The sequence below is a fragment of the Polaromonas sp. P5_D5 genome (genome assembly GCF_054049435.1).
Genome location: NZ_JBFUMJ010000001.1, coordinates 676,271 through 693,980 on the forward strand (window position 1 = coordinate 676,271; position 17,710 = coordinate 693,980).

The window sequence follows — 17,710 nt, forward strand, 5'->3', positions numbered from 1 at the left end:
GTGCGTGTTCGTCAGGTCACTCAAGGGCCGTGTGCTGGCGGTTCTGGGCGCGACCATTACCTTGTGCTGGGCCTGCGCGCTCACCGTGCTGCTGGTGTACACCCTGCGCGGCCAGAGCGACCGCTGGGACAGCAAGCTGCAGGCCATAGGCACCAAGATCCTGACGGCCATCCCCAGCGGCGCGAAGCTCAAACCCTCCTTCAGCCACGGCCTGCAATTGCGTAACGAGAACATGCCGCGCGACGTCAACCTGACCTTCCAGGTCTGGACGAACCGCAAGGAGCTGATCGTTCGGGCACCGGATTCTCCGCGCGTCCCGTTGCTGCCGTCCTTCAACGATGGCTTTACCAGTTCCACCGTCAACGGCGAGCGCTGGCGCATCTTCTCGGTGTCCGACAGCACCGGTGAGGTCAGCGTGCAGGTGGCCGTGCGGCACAGCGTGATCGACGAAGAAATACGCAACAAGATCTTTGCGTTGCTGGGCCTGACGACGATGCTGCTGACCGTGGCCGGCCTGCTCATGTGGTTTGCGGTGAACAAGTCGCTGCGCCCCCTGACGGCGCTGGAAACCGCCGTGCGCAGCCGCCGCAAGTTTGACCTCACGCCGCTGCCGGTAGCGCAACTGCCCAACGAGATCCGGCCGCTGGTTGAGTCCTTTAATCACCTGCTGGACCAGCTGGACCAGGCGATGCAGGGCGAGCGGCGTTTTATCGGCGATGCGGCCCATGAGCTGCGTACGCCTTTATCTGCGCTCCAGGCGCAGGCCCAGGTCGCCTTGCGCGCGGCCACGGTGGCCGACAAGGACGCCGCCCTCGTCAAGCTGCTGGCGGTTGCCGAACGCAGCACGCGCCTTTCTGACCAGCTGCTGGATCTGGCGCGCATGGACGCGGGCGTTCATGCGCCGCAAAAAAGCCTGGCCGATTTGAGCGAGCTCATCATGCATGTGAGCCAGGAGTTCGACATGCAGGCACAGCAGCAGCGCCGCAGCATCATCCTCGCGCTCACGCCCTGCCCCATCGAATGCGACGTCGACGAGATCGGCATCCTGCTGCGCAACCTGCTGGACAACGCGCTGCGCTACACCACCGAGGGCGGCCGCGTGAAGCTTAGCTGCGGTTACCGCGGCGAAGCCGGCCGGGAACGGATCTGCCTGGAAGTGGCCGATGACGGCCCGGGCGTGCCCGAGGCTGAGCACGAAGCGATCTTTCGCCGCTTTCACCGCGTAGCGGGCAACGGCGGGCGCGGCAGCGGCATAGGCCTGTCGCTGGTGGCCGGCATCGCGCAGCTGCACGAGGCCGCCATCGAAACCGGGACCGGGCTGGACGGCAAGGGCTTTTGCGTGCGCGTGCTGTTTCCGCTGCCGGCCGAGGGAGCCGGCTCAGCCGGGGTAGGCGCGGTGCCTGCGCAACCAGCTTAAGGAATGTATCCACCCGCGCCAGGCTGCTTTCTTCACGAGATAGATTGTGTCGGTTCGCATGTTTGGTAACTCCTTCGTGTAAGGACCGCCGGAACTTGAAGTGCAGGGCCGCGGCCCGGCAGGCCCTGCAACGGGGTAGTCGAAGGACTCAGAAACGGTAGAGGTAACCCACACGCACACTGCTCTGGCTGGAGCGGTCGACCAGTGGGCTGTCCTTGATGCTGGAGCCCAGGTTGGTGGTGCTCAGGTCCAGGAAGATGCTTTGCCGCGGCGCGAGCGCATAACCCACGCGCAGCCCGGCTTCCAGGTTGACGGCCGAACCGCCCTGGTAGAAAGCCCGGCCGGCGCGCACCTCGGCGGCGTTCACGCCGTAGTAGTAGGACACGTATTTGTCGTCGAGCCGGGTCGCTGCCAGACGCGGCGTGATGTCGAAGCTGCCCGCCTGGAAGCGGCGGTCCAGGGTCAGCCTGAACTTCGTGCCCTTGCTGTTGCCAGAGGCGTCGCTCAGCAGCTCGGCCGAGAGGTTGGCGATGTCGTTGCGCCAGATGGCCGCGCCACCCAGCCAGATGCCGTCCTTGCGTTCGTCCATGCCGGCCAGGAAAGGGGAATCGGAAGCCTCGTAGCCTTCCATCGAATAGCGCGCACGCAAGCGGAAGGACACCGGGCCCGCCGAAGGCAGCTTGAAGTCTATGCCCGGGCCGAAGACGCTGACCCATTTGTTTTCATAGGTGAGCAACGGCAAGAGCCTTGTCTTGTTGTCAAAGTCGCGGTAGGGCTTGCGCTCCACGCCGACACCCACACCGAGGCCCCACGAGGATGCCACCTCACCTTGGCTCTGGCCCTGCGCAGGCTGCGGCTGGGCGGCGGCTGGCTGGGCGAAAGCCGCCAGCAGGAACAGCGAGAACAGCGGAAGCAAAGCTTTTTCCGCTGTTCCGGCGGGGCGGTTTGCCGTTTGCCCGGCGGTGGATGGGGCGCTGGACGGCACAGGTTTGGCAGGACGGCGCGATTGGCGAGAGGTCATCTTCAGGTTCTCCAGTGGTTAAGCTGGAGCGGATCATGCCGACGCGAATTTAAGGAGTTCTTAGCGGTATTAAGAAATCGTTAAGGCTGGCCATTTGTGCCAGGCAAGCCCGCGGGCCTGTTACATCCACGCAAGCGCGATGAAGGACAATAGGTACCACGGCGCCGGACCGTCACTACAGCTACCAGGGCCACCCCGAGCGCCTTGCAACCCCATCTATCAAACCCCCCATGCCCCTGCCCGCAGCCCCCGACCAAAAACCCGTGATCCCGGCCCGCCGCCTGGCCGCTTCCACCCTCAAGGCCAACAACGAGCTGATGATCAAAGGCATCCTGTGTGTGCTGATCGGCCTCGGTGTGGTGGTGTCGCCCTACTTCATCACCTCACCGGGCATGCAGGGCATCGTCGCCAAATCAGCCCTGGTGGGCTGGTTTGCACTGGTGCTGGGCTGTGCATTCATCGGCCTGTACCTTCGCCGGCGCATGGCAGCCTCCGCCAAACCCTGACAGGCGCCCACACCAGGCCCATGCCCGAAAGCCTCACTGACCACAACGCCGCCCTGGCGATCTTCAGCGCCCTGCAGGAGCGCGCCGCTGCTGCGGACATCCGCTTGCGGCCACCTCCCCCCGAGCCCACCACCTGCTGCGGTCGCGGCTGCAACGGCTGCGTATGGGAAGGCTGGTACGCAGCCGTGGCGCACTGGCGTGAAGACGCCGAAGAAGCGATTTTCAAATGCCAAATCGGTCTCTAGCCCAATAAGATCCTGCGCCGGCAGCTACTGAATTGATAGCAACCGCTACAACCTCGACACCGGATCAGCGACGCCAGCAGGGGTGAGCAATACTGCCAGTGGGGGCCGGGGTCCGGCTTCGCCGGCCCCAAGGCGCCCGTCCCCTGCAAGGGGAAAAGGCATTACACGAAGTGAATGCCGATAGGGGTGTGCCTATCAGTGAGCCCCAACAGGGGTGTGCTCAACTTCGCGGCCTGGCATGCCCAGGCGCTCAGCCGACACGTATTGCTGCCGGTACACCTCAAACGGCATGGTGTCCGCGGCTTCAATCTTCTTTTGTTCCTGAACGGAAGCATCGGTCAATGCGGCGAAGTGTGCCAGCTGGCCGGCCGACAACGGCTGCACCTGCAGGATGCCTTGCGTCTTTTCAGACTGCGCCCGGCTGAACCGGATGAAGGAGTTGTCGTGGCTGTCGGCCATGGCGGCCAGCACACGGGCCGAAGGCAAGGTGGACGGGTCCAGCAAAGCGGCGCTGGCCAACGTCAGGGCGTCGCTGTATTGCGTGCCGCCATGCGCGGCGTCAAGCGCCGCCGCGATGGGCGCGCATTGGCCCACCACCTCCGCACCCCAGGCCGTCAGCGTGATCTCATGGCCACCGCGCTTGAGTTTCAGGCCGGGCTCGCGCCCGCGCGCCGCCGTCTGGTGCTGGTTGTGCTTGAGCTCGGCGATTTCCTGGGGCGTGTCGTTCGGGCTGTCGCTGAGCAGGCAGTGCAGCAGGAACACATCGAGGAAACGCATGGTCTGCGCATTGATGCCGACGGGCTCGAAAGGATCCAGGTCCATCAGCCGCACTTCGATGTATTCGACGCCGCGCTCGCGCAGCGCATGCAGCGGCCGTTCGCCGGGGAAGATCACGCGCTTGGGGCGAATGGTGCCGTAGAACTCGTTTTCAATTTGCAGCAGCGTGGTGGCCAGCTGGTTGTAGTCGCCGCCGGGGTTGCGGATGCCCACTGCCTCATAGGCCGGGTAGGGCCGGGTCAGCGCGTCCTGCAGCGAAGCGCCGTAGCCGTCCAGGCTGTTGTAGCTCACGGCAAGCGATGCCTGCGCGTCGCTCTGGTAGCCCAGGCGGCCCATGCGCAGCGAAGTGCCGTAAGGCATGTACATGGTGCTGTCGCTCAGGGTTTGCAGCTCGTGCTGGCGCCCTTCCACAAACGTGGAACACACCGCGGGCGAGGCGCCAAACAGGTACAGCAGCAAAAACGCCTGGCGGCGGAAGTTGCGGATCAGCGCGAAATATTCCTTGCTGCTCACCCCGGGCAGGGACCAGTTGTAGTGAATGCCCGAAATGGTTTGCATGCGCCGGCCGTAACGGTGCGACAGGCCCATGCGGTAAACGCTCTTGGCGCGCCCGACATTGGACGAACCGAAACGGGCGATGGGAATGGTTTCGTCGGTCGGCAGGCCGCAGGGCATGCTGGACACCCAGAGCATTTCGTCGCCCAGCTCTTTCATGGTGCGGTAGGTGAACTGGTGCAGCTCCGTCAGTTCCTGCAGCGTGGCTTCAGGGCTGGAGTGGGCGCCGGTGACCAGCTCAACCTGCGATTCGCTGAAGTCCGTGGTGATGCCCGGATGCGTGAGGGCCGAGCCCAGGGCCGCGGGATGCGGTGTGAGGGCCAGGCCGCCGCCGGGTTTGGCGCGCAGGCTTTCCTTCTCGATACCGCGGCGCATGCCCTTGAGCCGGGCCGGGGTGAGCGCTTTCAGGCGGTCCTGTAGCGCGCCCGCAGGCGCCTGCAACTTGGTCATATCGTCATTCCCCCAGAATCTTGAATTGGCGTGGAAGTTATCACAGCACGGCGCTTTGCGCTGGCGCATCCGGGCTTGCCAGCACAGCCCGGGTGGGGTCTGGCGCGGGGTCTGTGCAGGCCGGCAGGATTTGGGCCATACACCGCACTTTCCGGGCAGAAATCCGCAGTTTGGTGGCCGGGATGTGGAAAGTGAGCGACGCCGGTGCTCCAAGGTGCAGAACTCCCTTGACTTGTCAGACAAGCTGGACGACGATAAAAAACATTCCGTAACACGGCTGTTTTACCCTTCAATTTCCGCCAAACTCATGGTTTTGCGGTCTTTTAGCCTGAGGCAGCGTAGAGCTTGATCAAAAAATGAAAAAACTGCTAGCCAGCCTTTTCGGCGGTTCAACCCCCGCAGCGTCGCCCAAACGCACAGGCGCGTCCAGCCGGGACAACCCGCTCACCATTGAAGACGGCTCGGACAACGCCACGCGCCGCCACCTGGTGCAGGTGCTGCTGCGCGATGCCATGCGCAAATACGGTATTCCCTTGCCCTGGATCGATTGCCAGATGCTGCTCGTGTCCAGCCGCAGCCGCGGCCCTGGCATGTATGTACGCCTCGTTGTGCGGCATTGGGACGACCGCCTGCTGAAGTACGCCTTCGCCTTCCAGAACGCCCTGATGGAAGAAATCACGCGCTTTGAACCCGGGGCGGCCCAATGGCTGCACGGCATTTCCTGGCAACTGGAAGTGGCTGAGACCTGCCCCAACCCGACCATGCCCGACAAGTCGTATTGGGCCGATCCCGTCCGGCCACCTGCTGGCGCATCGGTTCGCCCGCCACGCAGCGCGCCGCTGGCCTCCCTGGCCCCTCTTCCCGCGGCGGCAACAGCCTCTGCGGCGCCCGTGCCAGCCGCCCCCGTTGTGGCCGCCAGCCTGCCGGCCCAGCCCGCAGCACCGGTGGCACGGCCGGCCCCGGTCTCTGCAGCTGACGCAGACGCCATGAAAGACCTGGAGCGGCTCTTTCGCATCCGCGACCAGGAACTGGGCCAGCCAAGCGACAGCAACTCCGCCGTCGGTTACGAAGCCACACGCCCTTCGCCGCTGTAACGCACCAGGTCCGGCCGGGCCATCAACAGCGCAGCGGGGCAGCTGCTGGTGTACGCTTGCCTGATGAGCCCTCCCGTCACGCCCCCAGGCCCCGCAACCGCCACGCAAGATTCCTCCTTCCTCATCGACTCGCGTTACGCGGTGATGCGGCTCATGGTCACGCTGGCCCTGATGACCGTCGGCGCCTGCGGCATGTATGTGGTGGCCGTGGTGCTGCCCGCAGTGCAGGCTGAATTCAGTGTGACGCGGGCCGATGCCTCCCTGCCCTACACCGCGCTCATGATCGGCTTCGGCGTTGGCGGCGTGCTGATGGGGCGGCTGGCCGACCGCTTCGGCGTCATGGTTCCGTTGCTGATTGGCGCGGTGGGCCTGGGTCTGGGTTTTTCCCTGGCCGCCATGGCCGGCAACATCTGGATGTTCTCGCTGGCCCACGGCCTGCTGATCGGCTTTCTCGGCTCTGCCGCCACCTTTGCGCCGCTGCTGGCCGACACCTCGCTCTGGTTTGTACGGCGCCGCGGTTTTGCCGTGGCGGTGTGCGCCAGCGGCAACTACCTGGGCGGCGCGATCTGGCCGCCCATCGTGCAGCATTTTGTCGAGGCCGTGGGCTGGCGCCAGACCTATCTGTGGCTCGGCCTCTTCAGCTTCGTCACCATGACAGCGCTGGCCCTTTTGATGCGCAAGCGCCCGCCGGTGGCCGTGGCGTCGGCGGTGGGCAACAGCGGCATCGCCGCCACCACCAGCAGCATGCCTTTCGGCCTGACGCCGGGCTCGGCGCAAATGCTGCTGTGCGTGGCCAGCGTGGCCTGCTGCGTGGCCATGGCCATGCCGCAGGTGCACATCGTGTCGTACTGCACCGACCTGGGCTACGGCGCGGCGCGCGGCGCTGAAATGCTGTCGCTGATGCTGGCCTGCGGTGTGGTCAGCCGGCTGGTGTCGGGCGCGATCTGCGACCGCATCGGCGGGCTGCGCACACTGATGCTGGGCTCGGTGCTGCAAGGCATCGCGCTGCTGCTGTTTTTGCCCTTTGACGGGCTGGTATCGCTTTACGTCATCGCCGCGCTGTTCGGCCTGTTCCAGGGCGGCCTCGTACCGGCTTACGCCATCATCGTGCGCGAATACTTCGAGCCAGCCGAGGCCGGCGCGCGCGTGGGCACGGTGATCATGGCATCCTTGCTGGGCATGGCGCTCGGCGGCTGGATGTCAGGCAAGGTGTTTGACCTCACCGGTTCCTACCATGCCGCCTTCCTCAACGGCATTGCGTGGAACCTGCTGAACTTCAGCATCGCGTTTTTCCTGCTGTGGCGCGTGTGGCGGATGGCGCGGGCGGCCACGACGAAAACCGCGGCGGCCTGAACAACGTCCTGGCCTTGTCCGGATCGCTATGCTTTTAATAGCTGCTTGCGCCCGTTTTGTAAGGGCCACAGCCGTTTTTCCTTAAAATCTCGTCAGGCCAGAACCCGACACAACCATTGTTCCAGGTCGGTGATTTCCTGTGGGCACACCGAGTGCTCCATCATGTACTCGTGCCACTCGACCGTGTAGCCCATGGCGTTGAGTGCATCGCGCGTGGCGGTGGCGCGCGGCAGCACCACCACGCCGTCGCGCGTGCCATGCGCCAGAAAAATGGGTACGTCCTGGTTGGCGGCGCTGCGCTCGGCGGCCGTCTTGTCGGCCAGCGGCAGGTAACCCGACAGGCCCGCAATACCGGCCAGCCGTTCGCCGTGGCGCAGGCCCGTCATGAGCGCCATGGCGCAGCCCTGCGAAAAGCCCGCCACCACAATGCGGCTGGCGGGAATGCCGCGGGACTTTTCCCGGGCGATCAAGGCCTCGATGTCGCCTTGCGACTTGCGCAGCCCGGCCTCGTCCTGCCGGCTGACCAGGTCGGCGCCCAGCAGGTCGTACCAGGCCGGCATGACGTAGCCGCCGTTGATGGTGACCGGAATGCTGGGTGCACTCGGAAACAGGAAACGCACATCGCCCACGCTGGACAAATCCATCTGCTCTGCAATTGGCAGGAAGTCCCGGCCGTCGGCCCCGAGGCCGTGCATGATGAGGACAGTGGCGACGGGCTTGTCGCCGGTCTGGGCTTCAATGACTTCGAGGGGCATGGGGTGACGGGTCCAGGTGGTTGAAGGAACAGATGACGATTGAATGCTGCGGGCTTGAAGCTGCAAAGCATGCCAGCGGGGATTTTAAGACCGGCCTAAGCTGACCCGCGAACAATGGTTTCCGGCAGCGCTGAACACCTGGCGCACAAAGCCTGCTACGGTGTGATGACAAGGTAGCTGGCCAGGCCTTCGCACCTATCGACAGGCCGCATGAACACAGTGCCAGGCAGCACACTGCGCCGACTTGCTGCCCATCGTTGCAGAAGGAGCACGCTGAAATGAAAACCCTGACCCACAAGGCCGCCTCGGCCGTCCTCGGTGCGCTTATGGCGGGCGGCGCACTGGCCCAGGCAAGCGCCCCCTTGCCGCCGGTGCGCACCGGCGGCCCGGTTGAATACCTGAGCGGCGGCATCGGCGCCGACGAATCCGCAGCGATCCGCAATGCCAGCGGGCAATGGCCGCTGACACTCGAATTTGCCATCAAGGACAAGCAGCGTGCCGACTTCGCGGCCGACGTGAAGGTGCGGGTGCTCGATGCCCGGGGAAATGAAGTGCTTCAGGCCACGTCGGAAGGCCCCTTCCTGCTGGCCCGGCTGGCACCGGGCAGTTATGCCGTGGAGGCGACGCTGGCCGGCCAGACCCAGCGCAGGAAGGTGGACGTGAGGGCAGGCAAACCCTCCAGAGAGGTCTTCCTCTGGGGAGCGGGCGCCGATAAAACCGCGCCGTAAGCACACCGGGCCTGCCTCAATTTAACGTTTCAAGTCAGATCATGCGCAGCGTCACCGAACTGATCCGGGCGATAGACGACGGCACCCTGCCGGACGCCGAGCGGCGACGCCTGCTGGCGGCCGCAACCGGCATCGCCGCCGGCGCCGGGGTGCTGGCCGCGGCCTACCCCTTCGCCGCCAGCCTTGCGCCCTCTGAAGTGGCACGCGCCCAGGGCGGTCCGGTGCTTGTCGATATTTCCACATTGGCGACAGGCGAGCTGCGCACCGTCGCCTGGCGCGGAAAACCGGTCTGGTTGATGCGCCGCAGCGAGGAGATGGTGCGCGCGCTGCAGCAGCCCAATCCGGTATTGGCAGACCCGCAGTCCAGGCGATCCGAGCAACCGAAATCGTGCGCCAACGCGACCCGCTCCGAGCGCCCCGAAATCCTGGTGGCGGTGGGGGTGTGCACGCACCTGGGCTGCTCACCGACCCTGCGCCTGGACGACAGCGCGCTGAATGCCGAGCTTCACGCGCCCGGCGGATTTTTTTGCCCCTGCCACGGCTCCCGGTTTGATCTTGCCGGCCGCGTAGTGAAGAACGTACCGGCGCCGACCAACCTGGACATCCCGGAATACCAGTTCATCGACGCCACCAAGCTGCAAATCGGCCAGACAAGCTAGTGTCACTGCGGCTTGTGCCACAGCAGAGGCTTTGCTAGCATCTGGCGTCAGCATTTTCTGACGCAGGTTGGAGATTCACATGAAGCTCATCATTGCCGCCGTCGCCCTGGCCACTTCGTCCCTGGCGTTTGCCCATAACTGCCCCAACGAGATGAAGGCGATTGACGCCAAGCTCTCCACCAACCCCAAGCTCTCGCCCGCCGACATGACCAAAGTGAAAGAGCTTCGCGCCGATGGCGAAAAGTTTCACAAGGAAGGCAAGCACGACGACTCCATGAAAGCGCTGGGCGGCGCGAAGAAGCTGCTCGGGATTTAAACCGCACAGGCGATCCCGCGGTGCAAGCCGCTGGATCCCAAACAGAAACGGCAGCCCGCAAGCCGGGATGCCGCCGCAATGACCTGCACCGCGATAATTCCCCGCAGGAGAATTGCCACATGACAGTGATGACAACCATGCCGCCCTTGTCGGGGCTGCAGTACTACCAGGTGGACGTGTTTACCCACGAGGCGCTGGCCGGCAACGGCCTGTCGGTGTTTCTGCCCGAAAGCCCCTTGCCGGCGCGCCAGATGCAACGCCTGACCATCGAAATGCGGCAGTTCGAGAGCATTTTCCTCACGCCTGACGGCCCCGGGAACCGCTTCGAGGCGCGAATATTCACGATGGAGGAAGAGCTCGACTTCGCCGGCCACCCCCTGCTGGGCGCAGCAGGTTTGTTGCATCACCTGCATGCGGGGCATCAGCCTTCTGCTGCCTGGACGCTGATGCTGGGCACACGGGCAGTTGCCATCAGCACCACACGCAAAGAAGGCACACCGGGCACTTACGACGCCAGCATGAACCAGGGCGTGGCCCGCTTCGAGGCAGCCCTCGGCCACGCGGACAGCCTGCCGTTTCTCGCGGCATTCGGGCTGGGCCCGGCGCAGCTGGATGTGCGTTTTCCGCTGCAGGTGGTGTCTACCGGCCTGCCCTATCTGCTGGTGCCCGTGGTCGGCGGCCTGGAGCGCGCAAAAATTGTGCACCCTGACTTTGAGGCGCTGCTGGCCACCGTGGGCGCCAAATTTGCCTATGTGCTGGACGTGTCGGCGCGCGAAGGCCGCACCTGGGACAACGCCGGGCAGGTTGAAGACATTGCCACCGGAAGCGCCGCCGGGCCGGCGGGCGCCTACCTGCTGCGCCACGGCGCGGCGAAGGTGAACGAAGTCATCACGCTCAAGCAGGGGCGTTTTGCCGGGCGCCCCAGCCGCATCACGGTGGAGGCCAACGCTGCCGGTGAGATGCTGGTCAGCGGCGGCGTCGTGGTGCTGGCGCACGGCCGGCTGATTTGAGGGATGGCATCCGTTGGCGCGCCACTTGCGTACCTTCAGCACCTTCAACACCTTTAGCCACTGCGGCCATCGAATCCAGGAAAGATTAGCCCTATGACTGCTCGCCTGATCCATTTGAACTGTGTGCTGAACCGCATGGCCCGGCTGCTCGCTGCCGGCAGCGCGGCGCTGTTGCTGGTATGCACGGCAGTGCCGGCAAGTGCAGCGCCCTTTACCGCGGCTGACGAGAAGACGGTGCGCACCGTGGTGCAGGCCCAGCTGGCGGCCTTCGCAAAGGATGACGCAGCCAGGGCGTTTTCTTTTGCGGCCCCCAATGTGCAGAAGGCCGTCGGAACGCCCCAGGGGTTCATGGCGATGGTGCGCCGCGATTACCCGGTGGTATACCGCCCGGCATCGGTCGCCTTTCTGAAACCCGACGGCAAGAACGACCAGGTGATCCAGCGGGTGCAAATGGCCGATGCCAACGGTGTTTCGTGGCTGGCGGTTTACAGCCTCGAACGGCAAAGCAACAAAGCGTGGCGCATCACCGGGTGCGTGGTGGTCGAAAACAAGGGCCGTATGGCGTAGTACGCCAGTCCGCGGCGCCTGCTGATAACGGTTTTCCCAGAGGCGGGAGCCGTCCCGGGGACAGGCACCATTGCCGTGGCCCGCATTGAAACGCCACGCCAACCGGACGCGTCTGCGGCAGAGAGCACCGATACGTGGTTTACAGAGGGTTACCCGCTCCTGCCTACTGGAGGCTAAGGTGTTTGGTGCTGCTGCGTTTGCGGCATTCCGGACTCAACCCATGAACATGCCCGCCACCTCACTTGAATTCCCGCGTCTGCCGGGGGATCCGGCTTCGCCGTCGCTCAGGGAAAACCTGCAGGCACCACGCCATGCACAACAGCGTCAGCGTGCCACGCAGCCGCGTGAATCGGCCCTCAAAATCAGGACGCGGTGTCCCGGTTGCCTGTCGGCTTCCCTCTCGATGGTTTACGAGGAACCGTACGCCGGCGCGGGCGTTCAGGCCTATCTTGCAAGGCACTATGAAGGCCATGCGTCAAGGACTGCCGACGCAGGCGTCTATGCGCTGGCGCGCTGCAACAGCTGCAGCCTGGTCTTTCAGCAACAGGTGCCCGACGACCCCTTGCTCGGCGAGATCTACAACGACTGGGTTCCCGGCACCGAGCTGGACCGCGAGCACCGCAATTACAGCCTGGACGAATACCGCTACCTGGCCGAGCAGGTCCAGTTCATCATTCAATACTTCGGGCTTCCGCCGGGTGAGCTGGATGCGCTTGACTTCGGCTTCGGCTGGGCGCACTGGTCAAAAATGGCCATGGGATTTGGCTGCAATGTGTGGGGTGTGGAGCTTTCCGAGGAACGCGCCCGCCACGGCAAATCCGTGGGGCTGCGGGTCGTCGGCCTGGCCGACCTGCCGGCCAGGAGGTTCCGGTTCATCAATACGGAGCAGGTCTTTGAACACCTGACGGAGCCCAGGCTGGTGCTCGAAAAACTGCGCGATGCCCTGTCAGGAGACGGCGTCATCAAGATCAGCGTTCCCAACGCGGCTGCCGCGCTGAAAAAGATCAGCCAGGGGAAAGATTTCGGCGCGCTGTCGCCCGACGACCAGATGCCCATCGCCCCGCTCGAACACATCAACGCTTTCAGCCATGAATCGCTCGTCGCCTTCGGAAAAGAGTTTGGCCTGAAACCGCTGCGCCCCAAACTCTATCGGCTGTACAACAGCGCCTCGGGCCTGCTTCAGCCCAAAAACCTGGCGCGGGTCATTGCCCGGCCTGTCTACCGGCATATTTTTCCGGGCACTACCTTCATCTATTTTGTGCGCGCCTAGCGCCGCGGCTTCATTTTTGGCGGGCTTGGCCGTAGGACGGCGCCGGAAGACGGTCGAGCGGTGCCACACGGCCTTTAAGATAAAAAAAGGTCGCACCGTATGTCGCGGTCCGGCCTGCTTCAGGGTTGATTCAGAAAGCGAGGCACCCCATGCTGATCAAAAAAACCATCACCATCGCCGCAACGGCCACTGCCATGTTTCTGGCCGGCGGTGTTGTCATCGCTGCACAAACAACAGACGCCGGTGTGAGCACCACGGCCGGGAATCCGGAAGGCGCAAGGCTGGCGAGCCGCTACAGCGCGTTTGCCGGCTCACCCCAAAACGCCGAGTCGCTGGTAGAGGGGCTGCGCACGGGCACACCGATCTCGCTGAGCCCCAGCCCGACCGGACCCAACGCCACCGCGCCGGCCGCAAGCCTTTCGCCGGCCACCGGGAAAATGGGCTACGGCAACATCAACATCGCGCTTGCGCTGGCCAAGACTTCACTGGCCAAACAAGGCATCACCAACCCTACGCCTTCACAACTCTCAGCCACACTGGGCGGGGTGCTGTCCCAGAAGGCCGACGGCATTGGCTGGGGCCAGATTGCCAACAGCATGGGCGTGAAACTGGGCGCCGTCGTGAGCGCTTCGCATACCTCCAAAAGTGGCAAGAAAGCCAACGACAACATCCATGCCGTTCATGCCAGCAATGTCGCCACGGCCCATGCCTCCAGCAAAGGCCTGGGCGCCGGAAAAGAGTCCGGTAAAAGCGGCAACAACGGCAATGGCGGCCAGGGTGGCGGCAATGGAGGCGGCCATGGTGGTGGTAATGGCGGAGGCAACGGTGGCGGAAATGGTGGGAAGTAACACGCGCATCTGTTCAACCGCGCGCCGCTAAACCACAAGCACCTGCGCAAGGCTGCCGTATCGCTATCGATTTAATAGCTGCTTGCGCTCGTCCTGTCTGGCCTGCAGGTTCTTTTCCCGTAAGAACAGCAGCCGCCCCCTCAACGCTTGCTCAAATGTTCGCGCAGGCCGGGACACATGCCCAGATGGGCCCGATGCAGGCCCGCTTTCGTGTCACTGAAGTCCAGTTGCGCGGGCATCGCGCCAGGCTGGATTCGCGTCATGCCAACACCCTTCTTCGCCGGCAAAAATCATCAATTCGTTACACAAAGAAACATTTAATGAAAATTGACGTTTGCCAAGTGCAAATCCAGCGCAGGCTTCCCGGCGCTGCCAGCGTCTTCGATTGAAAATCCCAACCGCGGCCAGTTCTCACCTGTAGCGTCCAGGTTGAATACTCACGAAGCACATCATTTTGGCCGCGTTTTCATGAAAAAATTCCGCTTTTAAAGAGCCCTCGGCTTGACTTGCGGACGCCAGTCGTCGACATTGTTAACACTTTGTAACACGCGGTGTTAGCCAAAGACAGAGCGAAAAATACCTCTTGTCAGACAGCTGGCGCCGCAACGCGATGCGGGCACCTCATGAAACTTCAACAGCTCTTTGGACTGAAAAGCCAGCCAAAAACGGCCTCAAGCGCCACCCACCCTGAATCGGAAGTCTCTGTCCCCGGCGACGAACACTCCACCATCGGCGTGCGGCAGCAGCTCATTCAGGTGCTGTTGCGGGACACCGCCCGGCGGGCGGGCATTCCGTCGAACTGGCTGGACTGCCAGATGTTGCTGACCGCCAACCCCACACGCGGCGAAGGCATGTACCTGCGCATCATCATGAAGCAGTGGGACCTGCGCCTGCTGACCTACGCGGCAGCTTTCCAGAAAGTGTTGATGGCGGACATCATGCGTTTTGAGCCGCGCGCCAGTGACTGGCTCCACGGCATTTCATGGCAGCTGGACGGCGGCGACAGCTGCCCCCATCAGGAAATGCCCGACCCGACCATCTGGATGCAAAGCCCCACCCGGCCGCGCAGCGGCTACGCGCCACGTGCGCCCGTGGAACCGGCTGCGCCCGGAGCGCCCGCGCTGGCACAAAGCCCGGCGCACTAGGCGCACCACCGGGCGCCACCGGGGCCCGGCAGCAGGCACCCATCCCGGGTGCGGGCGATGGGCTCAATACGAGCCGATGTAATCTTTTTTGCCGACTTCCACGCCGTTGTGGCGCAGGATGGCGTATGCCGTGGTGGTGTGAAAAAAGAAATGCGGCAGGCCGTAATTCAGCAAATAGGACTGGCCGGTAAAGCGCTTTTCCTTGGGCGTGCCGGCTTGCGTGACGATCTCCCGCGTGGCGGCCCCATCAAATTTCGCCACGTCCAGGCCTTCGACGAAGGCGAGGATGGTGTCAATACGCGCCTGCAGTTCGGCAAACGTCGTTTCCTTGTCTTCGATCTTCGGCACTTCCACACCGGCCAGCCGGGCCGACACGCTCTTGGCGAAATCGCTGGCCACTTGCACCTGGCGCAGCAAGGGGAACATGTCGGGGAAGAGGCGGGCCTGCAGCAGCGCATTCGGGTCGATGTTTTTGGCGGAAACGTGGGCTTCGGCCTTGGCCAGGACGCCCTTGAGGCCACCCAGCATCTGCTTGAAAACGGGGATGGACGTGGTGTAGATGCTGCTGGTCATGAAAAGCTTTCGGTAAAGGAATGGAGATAGCCTGCCGCGCCCTGCGCGCGGCGCCCTGCATTCTCGCCGGATTGCGGCGGGAACGCTTTGCAGCCCGGCAATGGCCTGCGGGGACGGCGAAGCCCTTCGCAAAATAGTATGCTGTCATACCAATTTCCGCCCTCCCCAAAAGGCCCCACCATGAACGCCCCTCTCCCCGCCGCCGCCCGCCAGGCCGTGCAGGCCACCGACCTCGCCGCCCTGCCAATCATTGAAAAATGGGTGTCCTTCGCGTCCGTCTCGCGCGACAGCAACCTGCCCCTTCTTGACTGGACGCAGGCACGGCTTGAGGCACTGGGCATTGAATGCCGGCGCACTTATGACGACAGCGGCAAGAAGGCCAACCTGTGGGCCACCCTGCCCGCCGAAAACGGCGAAACCAAAGTGGGCGGTATCGTGCTGTCGGGCCATACCGACGTGGTGCCGGTGGACGGCCAGCCCTGGGACACCGACCCGTTCGCAGCGCAAATTATTGGCGGCAAGCTCTACGGCCGCGGCGTGACCGACATGAAAAGCTATGGCGCCACCGCGCTCATGATGGTGCCCGAACTGCTCAAGCGCAAACTCAAGCGCCCGGTTCACCTGGCCTTCAGCTATGACGAGGAAGTCGGCTGCATCGGCGTGCGCCGCCTGATTGCAGACATGGTGGAGCAGGGTTACAAGCCTGCGGGCTGCATCGTGGGCGAACCCACCGGCATGCAGGTGGTGATTGCGCACAAGGGCAAGCATGCCTACAAAACCTCGGTGCGCGGCTTTGAGGCGCATTCATCGCTCACACCGCTAGGCGTGAACGCGGTAGAGATCGCCTGCGAATTTGTGGCCCACCTCAAGACCATGCACAGGCGACTGGTCAAGGAAGGCCCCTTCGATCCGGTTTACGACGTGCCCCACACCACCATCCACACCGGGGTGATTGCCGGCGGCACCGCGCTCAACATCATCCCGCGCGACTGCGATGTGACCTGGGAGATCCGCCACCATCACATGAATTCGCCCGATGCACTGTTCAACGAAGCCAGAGCTTTTGCCGACAGCCTGGTGCCGGCCATGCAGGCGGTGGCGGCTGACACCGGCATCACCCACAAACTCAATTCGGTGCTGCCCGGTTTTGCGACGGAAGCCGACAGCGAAATCGCCCAGTTGTGCTTCAGGTGCGCGGATGTGGATGCCAACTCGGGCGCCGGCAAGGTTTCCTTTGGCACGGAAGCTGCGTTGTTCCACCAGGCCGGTGTGCCGACCATCGTGTGCGGCCCCGGCCATATCGCGCAGGCACACCAGCCGAACGAATGGGTCACGCTGGAGCAACTGGCCTGGTGCGAGCGCTTCATGCGCCGCCTGGCCGACGAGCTCTGCATAAATCCGTCGTGAGCCCGTCCTGAACTGACCACTGCACCCCCTACCTCACCCGAAAGAACACATGATGCAACGCAGAGATTTCCTGGGCACCAGCCTGGCACTGACCGCAGGCAGCGCACTGGCGCAGGCCAACCCCAAAATCGCGCGCATCGTGGTGCCTTTTGCACCGGGCGGCGTGCAGGACATCCTGGCCCGGTCCATCTCCACCGAGCTCGGCCTTGCACTGGGCCAAACCGTGATTGTGGAAAACCGTCCAGGCGCGGGCGGCACCGTGGGCACAGGTTATGTCGCCAAGTCCCCGCCCGACAGCGGTGCGATGGTGCTGGCGGCCGCCAGCCACAACATCGCCGGTACGCTCTACACCAAACTCGCCTACGACCCGCAAAAAGACTTTACGCCCATGGCGCATATCGGCACGGCCGACTACGTGCTGATGATCCACCCCGAGGTGCCCGCCAAAACCGCGGCCGAATACATCCGCTACGCCAAGGCCAACCCGGGCAAGATGAACTACGCGACGGCAGGCGTTGGCAGCGCCACGCATCTTTCCATGGCGTATTTCAACGGCCTGGCTGGCATCGACGTGGTGCATGTGCCGCTCAAAGCCACGGGCGAAGCCATCAATGAAGTGATCTCGGGCCGCGCACAGGCCGTGATTGCCGCCAGCATAGGCGCGCTGGCTTTCGCCAAAGACAGCCGCATCCGGCTGATCGGTGTGACATCACCCAAGCGTTCCAGATACCTGCCTGAAGTCCCTACCATTGCCGAAAGCGGCTTGCCGGGCTACCAGTTTGACTCGTGGTTTGGCCTGCTGGGCCCTGCCGGTACACCTGCAGCCGACGTCAACCGTGTCAACGCGGCCATCGCCAAACTGCTCAAGGACCCCGTCATCCTTGAGCGCCTGGACAAGCAGGGCATCGAACCCCTGGCGTTGAGCAACGCCGACTTTGCCAAACTGCTGGCAGTGGACTACAAGCGCATGGCCGAGGTCGTGAAGGCATCGGGCGCCAAGGTCGAATAGCGCCG

General features: G+C 63.9%; 20 protein-coding genes. 15 read left to right on the top strand and 5 right to left on the bottom strand.

The features are described from left to right. The first annotated feature begins 4 nt into the window (after positions 1 to 4). On the top strand, positions 5 to 1,417 hold the full coding sequence (locus ACXJKE_RS03415; protein WP_457279785.1) for an ATP-binding protein: 1,413 nt from the start codon (positions 5 to 7) through the stop codon (positions 1,415 to 1,417). 148 nt (positions 1,418 to 1,565) lie between these two features. Here ACXJKE_RS03415 and ACXJKE_RS03420 read toward each other — a convergent pair whose 3' ends face one another. After that, entirely contained in the window at positions 1,566 to 2,438 is an 873-nt protein-coding gene (locus ACXJKE_RS03420; protein ID WP_457279162.1) for a MipA/OmpV family protein, read from the bottom strand. A 230-nt stretch (positions 2,439 to 2,668) separates the two neighbouring features. Between ACXJKE_RS03420 and ACXJKE_RS03425 the strand changes: the two genes are divergently transcribed. Both ACXJKE_RS03425 and ACXJKE_RS03430 read left to right on the top strand, forming a co-directional pair. Further along, entirely contained in the window at positions 2,669 to 2,944 is a 276-nt protein-coding gene (locus ACXJKE_RS03425; RefSeq protein WP_457279163.1) for a hypothetical protein, read from the top strand. Between the two features lie 20 nt (positions 2,945 to 2,964). After that, positions 2,965 to 3,189 (top strand): oxidoreductase-like domain-containing protein, encoded by a 225-nt coding sequence (locus ACXJKE_RS03430; RefSeq protein WP_457279164.1) that lies wholly within the window; start codon positions 2,965 to 2,967, stop codon positions 3,187 to 3,189. A 195-nt stretch (positions 3,190 to 3,384) separates the two neighbouring features. On the opposite strand, the gene gshA is transcribed toward ACXJKE_RS03430, so the two are convergent. Further along, positions 3,385 to 4,971, bottom strand: coding sequence for a glutamate--cysteine ligase (gene gshA, locus ACXJKE_RS03435; protein ID WP_457279165.1), 1,587 nt, complete (start codon positions 4,969 to 4,971; stop codon positions 3,385 to 3,387). 356 nt (positions 4,972 to 5,327) lie between these two features. On the opposite strand from gshA, the gene ACXJKE_RS03440 reads away from it, so the two are divergent. Beyond that, complete coding sequence (locus ACXJKE_RS03440; protein WP_457279166.1) at positions 5,328 to 6,065, top strand: hypothetical protein; 738 nt, start codon at positions 5,328 to 5,330, stop codon at positions 6,063 to 6,065. Positions 6,066 to 6,128: 63 nt separating this feature from the next. Next, the gene (locus ACXJKE_RS03445) at positions 6,129 to 7,418 is read left to right on the top strand and encodes an MFS transporter (protein ID WP_457279167.1); all 1,290 of its coding nucleotides are present in this window, start codon (positions 6,129 to 6,131) and stop codon (positions 7,416 to 7,418) included. A 92-nt stretch (positions 7,419 to 7,510) separates the two neighbouring features. Here ACXJKE_RS03445 and ACXJKE_RS03450 read toward each other — a convergent pair whose 3' ends face one another. Then, positions 7,511 to 8,173 (bottom strand): alpha/beta hydrolase, encoded by a 663-nt coding sequence (locus ACXJKE_RS03450; protein WP_457279168.1) that lies wholly within the window; start codon positions 8,171 to 8,173, stop codon positions 7,511 to 7,513. 278 nt (positions 8,174 to 8,451) lie between these two features. On the opposite strand from ACXJKE_RS03450, the gene ACXJKE_RS03455 reads away from it, so the two are divergent. From ACXJKE_RS03455 to ACXJKE_RS03485, 7 genes are all read left to right on the top strand, one after another. Beyond that, positions 8,452 to 8,901 (top strand): carboxypeptidase-like regulatory domain-containing protein, encoded by a 450-nt coding sequence (locus tag ACXJKE_RS03455; RefSeq protein WP_457279169.1) that lies wholly within the window; start codon positions 8,452 to 8,454, stop codon positions 8,899 to 8,901. Between the two features lie 41 nt (positions 8,902 to 8,942). Then, entirely contained in the window at positions 8,943 to 9,560 is a 618-nt protein-coding gene (petA, locus tag ACXJKE_RS03460; protein ID WP_457279170.1) for a ubiquinol-cytochrome c reductase iron-sulfur subunit, read from the top strand. Positions 9,561 to 9,639: 79 nt separating this feature from the next. Then, positions 9,640 to 9,876: a hypothetical protein gene (locus ACXJKE_RS03465; protein WP_457279171.1), complete on the top strand. Its 237-nt coding sequence runs from the start codon at positions 9,640 to 9,642 to the stop codon at positions 9,874 to 9,876. 119 nt (positions 9,877 to 9,995) lie between these two features. Continuing rightward, positions 9,996 to 10,886 (top strand): PhzF family phenazine biosynthesis protein, encoded by an 891-nt coding sequence (locus ACXJKE_RS03470; RefSeq protein WP_457279172.1) that lies wholly within the window; start codon positions 9,996 to 9,998, stop codon positions 10,884 to 10,886. A 93-nt stretch (positions 10,887 to 10,979) separates the two neighbouring features. Further along, the gene (locus ACXJKE_RS03475; RefSeq protein WP_457279173.1) at positions 10,980 to 11,453 is read left to right on the top strand and encodes a DUF4864 domain-containing protein; all 474 of its coding nucleotides are present in this window, start codon (positions 10,980 to 10,982) and stop codon (positions 11,451 to 11,453) included. A gap of 220 nt (positions 11,454 to 11,673) precedes the next feature. Beyond that, positions 11,674 to 12,723: a class I SAM-dependent methyltransferase gene (locus ACXJKE_RS03480; RefSeq protein WP_457279174.1), complete on the top strand. Its 1,050-nt coding sequence runs from the start codon at positions 11,674 to 11,676 to the stop codon at positions 12,721 to 12,723. 149 nt (positions 12,724 to 12,872) lie between these two features. Continuing rightward, positions 12,873 to 13,571: a hypothetical protein gene (locus ACXJKE_RS03485; RefSeq protein ID WP_457279175.1), complete on the top strand. Its 699-nt coding sequence runs from the start codon at positions 12,873 to 12,875 to the stop codon at positions 13,569 to 13,571. A 140-nt stretch (positions 13,572 to 13,711) separates the two neighbouring features. Here the strand turns inward: ACXJKE_RS03485 and ACXJKE_RS03490 are convergent, their stop codons facing one another. After that, the gene (locus ACXJKE_RS03490; protein WP_457279176.1) at positions 13,712 to 13,834 is read right to left on the bottom strand and encodes a hypothetical protein; all 123 of its coding nucleotides are present in this window, start codon (positions 13,832 to 13,834) and stop codon (positions 13,712 to 13,714) included. 360 nt (positions 13,835 to 14,194) lie between these two features. Here ACXJKE_RS03490 and ACXJKE_RS03495 point away from each other — a divergent pair, with 360 nt between their 5' ends. After that, positions 14,195 to 14,716: a hypothetical protein gene (locus ACXJKE_RS03495; RefSeq protein ID WP_457279177.1), complete on the top strand. Its 522-nt coding sequence runs from the start codon at positions 14,195 to 14,197 to the stop codon at positions 14,714 to 14,716. Between the two features lie 63 nt (positions 14,717 to 14,779). Here the strand turns inward: ACXJKE_RS03495 and ACXJKE_RS03500 are convergent, their stop codons facing one another. Then, entirely contained in the window at positions 14,780 to 15,289 is a 510-nt protein-coding gene (locus ACXJKE_RS03500) for a DUF1993 domain-containing protein (protein WP_457279178.1), read from the bottom strand. Between the two features lie 180 nt (positions 15,290 to 15,469). Between ACXJKE_RS03500 and argE the strand changes: the two genes are divergently transcribed. Continuing rightward, the gene (gene argE, locus ACXJKE_RS03505) at positions 15,470 to 16,696 is read left to right on the top strand and encodes an acetylornithine deacetylase (RefSeq protein WP_457279179.1); all 1,227 of its coding nucleotides are present in this window, start codon (positions 15,470 to 15,472) and stop codon (positions 16,694 to 16,696) included. 49 nt (positions 16,697 to 16,745) lie between these two features. Further along, on the top strand, positions 16,746 to 17,705 hold the full coding sequence (locus ACXJKE_RS03510) for a tripartite tricarboxylate transporter substrate binding protein (protein ID WP_457279180.1): 960 nt from the start codon (positions 16,746 to 16,748) through the stop codon (positions 17,703 to 17,705). Positions 17,706 to 17,710 lie beyond the last annotated feature (5 nt).

Excerpts from the sequence above, each read along its gene's own strand:
- ACXJKE_RS03420 (WP_457279162.1), bottom strand. The coding sequence starts at position 2,438 with ATGACCTCTCGCCAATCGCGCCGTCCTGCCAAACCTGTGCCGTCCAGC.
- ACXJKE_RS03425 (WP_457279163.1), top strand. The coding sequence starts at position 2,669 with ATGCCCCTGCCCGCAGCCCCCGACCAAAAACCCGTGATCCCGGCCCGC.
- ACXJKE_RS03430 (WP_457279164.1), top strand. The coding sequence starts at position 2,965 with ATGCCCGAAAGCCTCACTGACCACAACGCCGCCCTGGCGATCTTCAGC.
- gshA (WP_457279165.1), bottom strand. The coding sequence starts at position 4,971 with ATGACCAAGTTGCAGGCGCCTGCGGGCGCGCTACAGGACCGCCTGAAA.
- ACXJKE_RS03440 (WP_457279166.1), top strand. The coding sequence starts at position 5,328 with ATGAAAAAACTGCTAGCCAGCCTTTTCGGCGGTTCAACCCCCGCAGCG.
- ACXJKE_RS03445 (WP_457279167.1), top strand. The coding sequence starts at position 6,129 with ATGAGCCCTCCCGTCACGCCCCCAGGCCCCGCAACCGCCACGCAAGAT.
- ACXJKE_RS03450 (WP_457279168.1), bottom strand. The coding sequence starts at position 8,173 with ATGCCCCTCGAAGTCATTGAAGCCCAGACCGGCGACAAGCCCGTCGCC.
- ACXJKE_RS03455 (WP_457279169.1), top strand. The coding sequence starts at position 8,452 with ATGAAAACCCTGACCCACAAGGCCGCCTCGGCCGTCCTCGGTGCGCTT.
- petA (WP_457279170.1), top strand. The coding sequence starts at position 8,943 with ATGCGCAGCGTCACCGAACTGATCCGGGCGATAGACGACGGCACCCTG.
- ACXJKE_RS03465 (WP_457279171.1), top strand. The coding sequence starts at position 9,640 with ATGAAGCTCATCATTGCCGCCGTCGCCCTGGCCACTTCGTCCCTGGCG.
- ACXJKE_RS03470 (WP_457279172.1), top strand. The coding sequence starts at position 9,996 with ATGACAGTGATGACAACCATGCCGCCCTTGTCGGGGCTGCAGTACTAC.
- ACXJKE_RS03475 (WP_457279173.1), top strand. The coding sequence starts at position 10,980 with ATGACTGCTCGCCTGATCCATTTGAACTGTGTGCTGAACCGCATGGCC.
- ACXJKE_RS03480 (WP_457279174.1), top strand. The coding sequence starts at position 11,674 with ATGAACATGCCCGCCACCTCACTTGAATTCCCGCGTCTGCCGGGGGAT.
- ACXJKE_RS03485 (WP_457279175.1), top strand. The coding sequence starts at position 12,873 with ATGCTGATCAAAAAAACCATCACCATCGCCGCAACGGCCACTGCCATG.
- ACXJKE_RS03490 (WP_457279176.1), bottom strand. The coding sequence starts at position 13,834 with ATGACGCGAATCCAGCCTGGCGCGATGCCCGCGCAACTGGACTTCAGT.
- ACXJKE_RS03495 (WP_457279177.1), top strand. The coding sequence starts at position 14,195 with ATGAAACTTCAACAGCTCTTTGGACTGAAAAGCCAGCCAAAAACGGCC.
- ACXJKE_RS03500 (WP_457279178.1), bottom strand. The coding sequence starts at position 15,289 with ATGACCAGCAGCATCTACACCACGTCCATCCCCGTTTTCAAGCAGATG.
- argE (WP_457279179.1), top strand. The coding sequence starts at position 15,470 with ATGAACGCCCCTCTCCCCGCCGCCGCCCGCCAGGCCGTGCAGGCCACC.
- ACXJKE_RS03510 (WP_457279180.1), top strand. The coding sequence starts at position 16,746 with ATGATGCAACGCAGAGATTTCCTGGGCACCAGCCTGGCACTGACCGCA.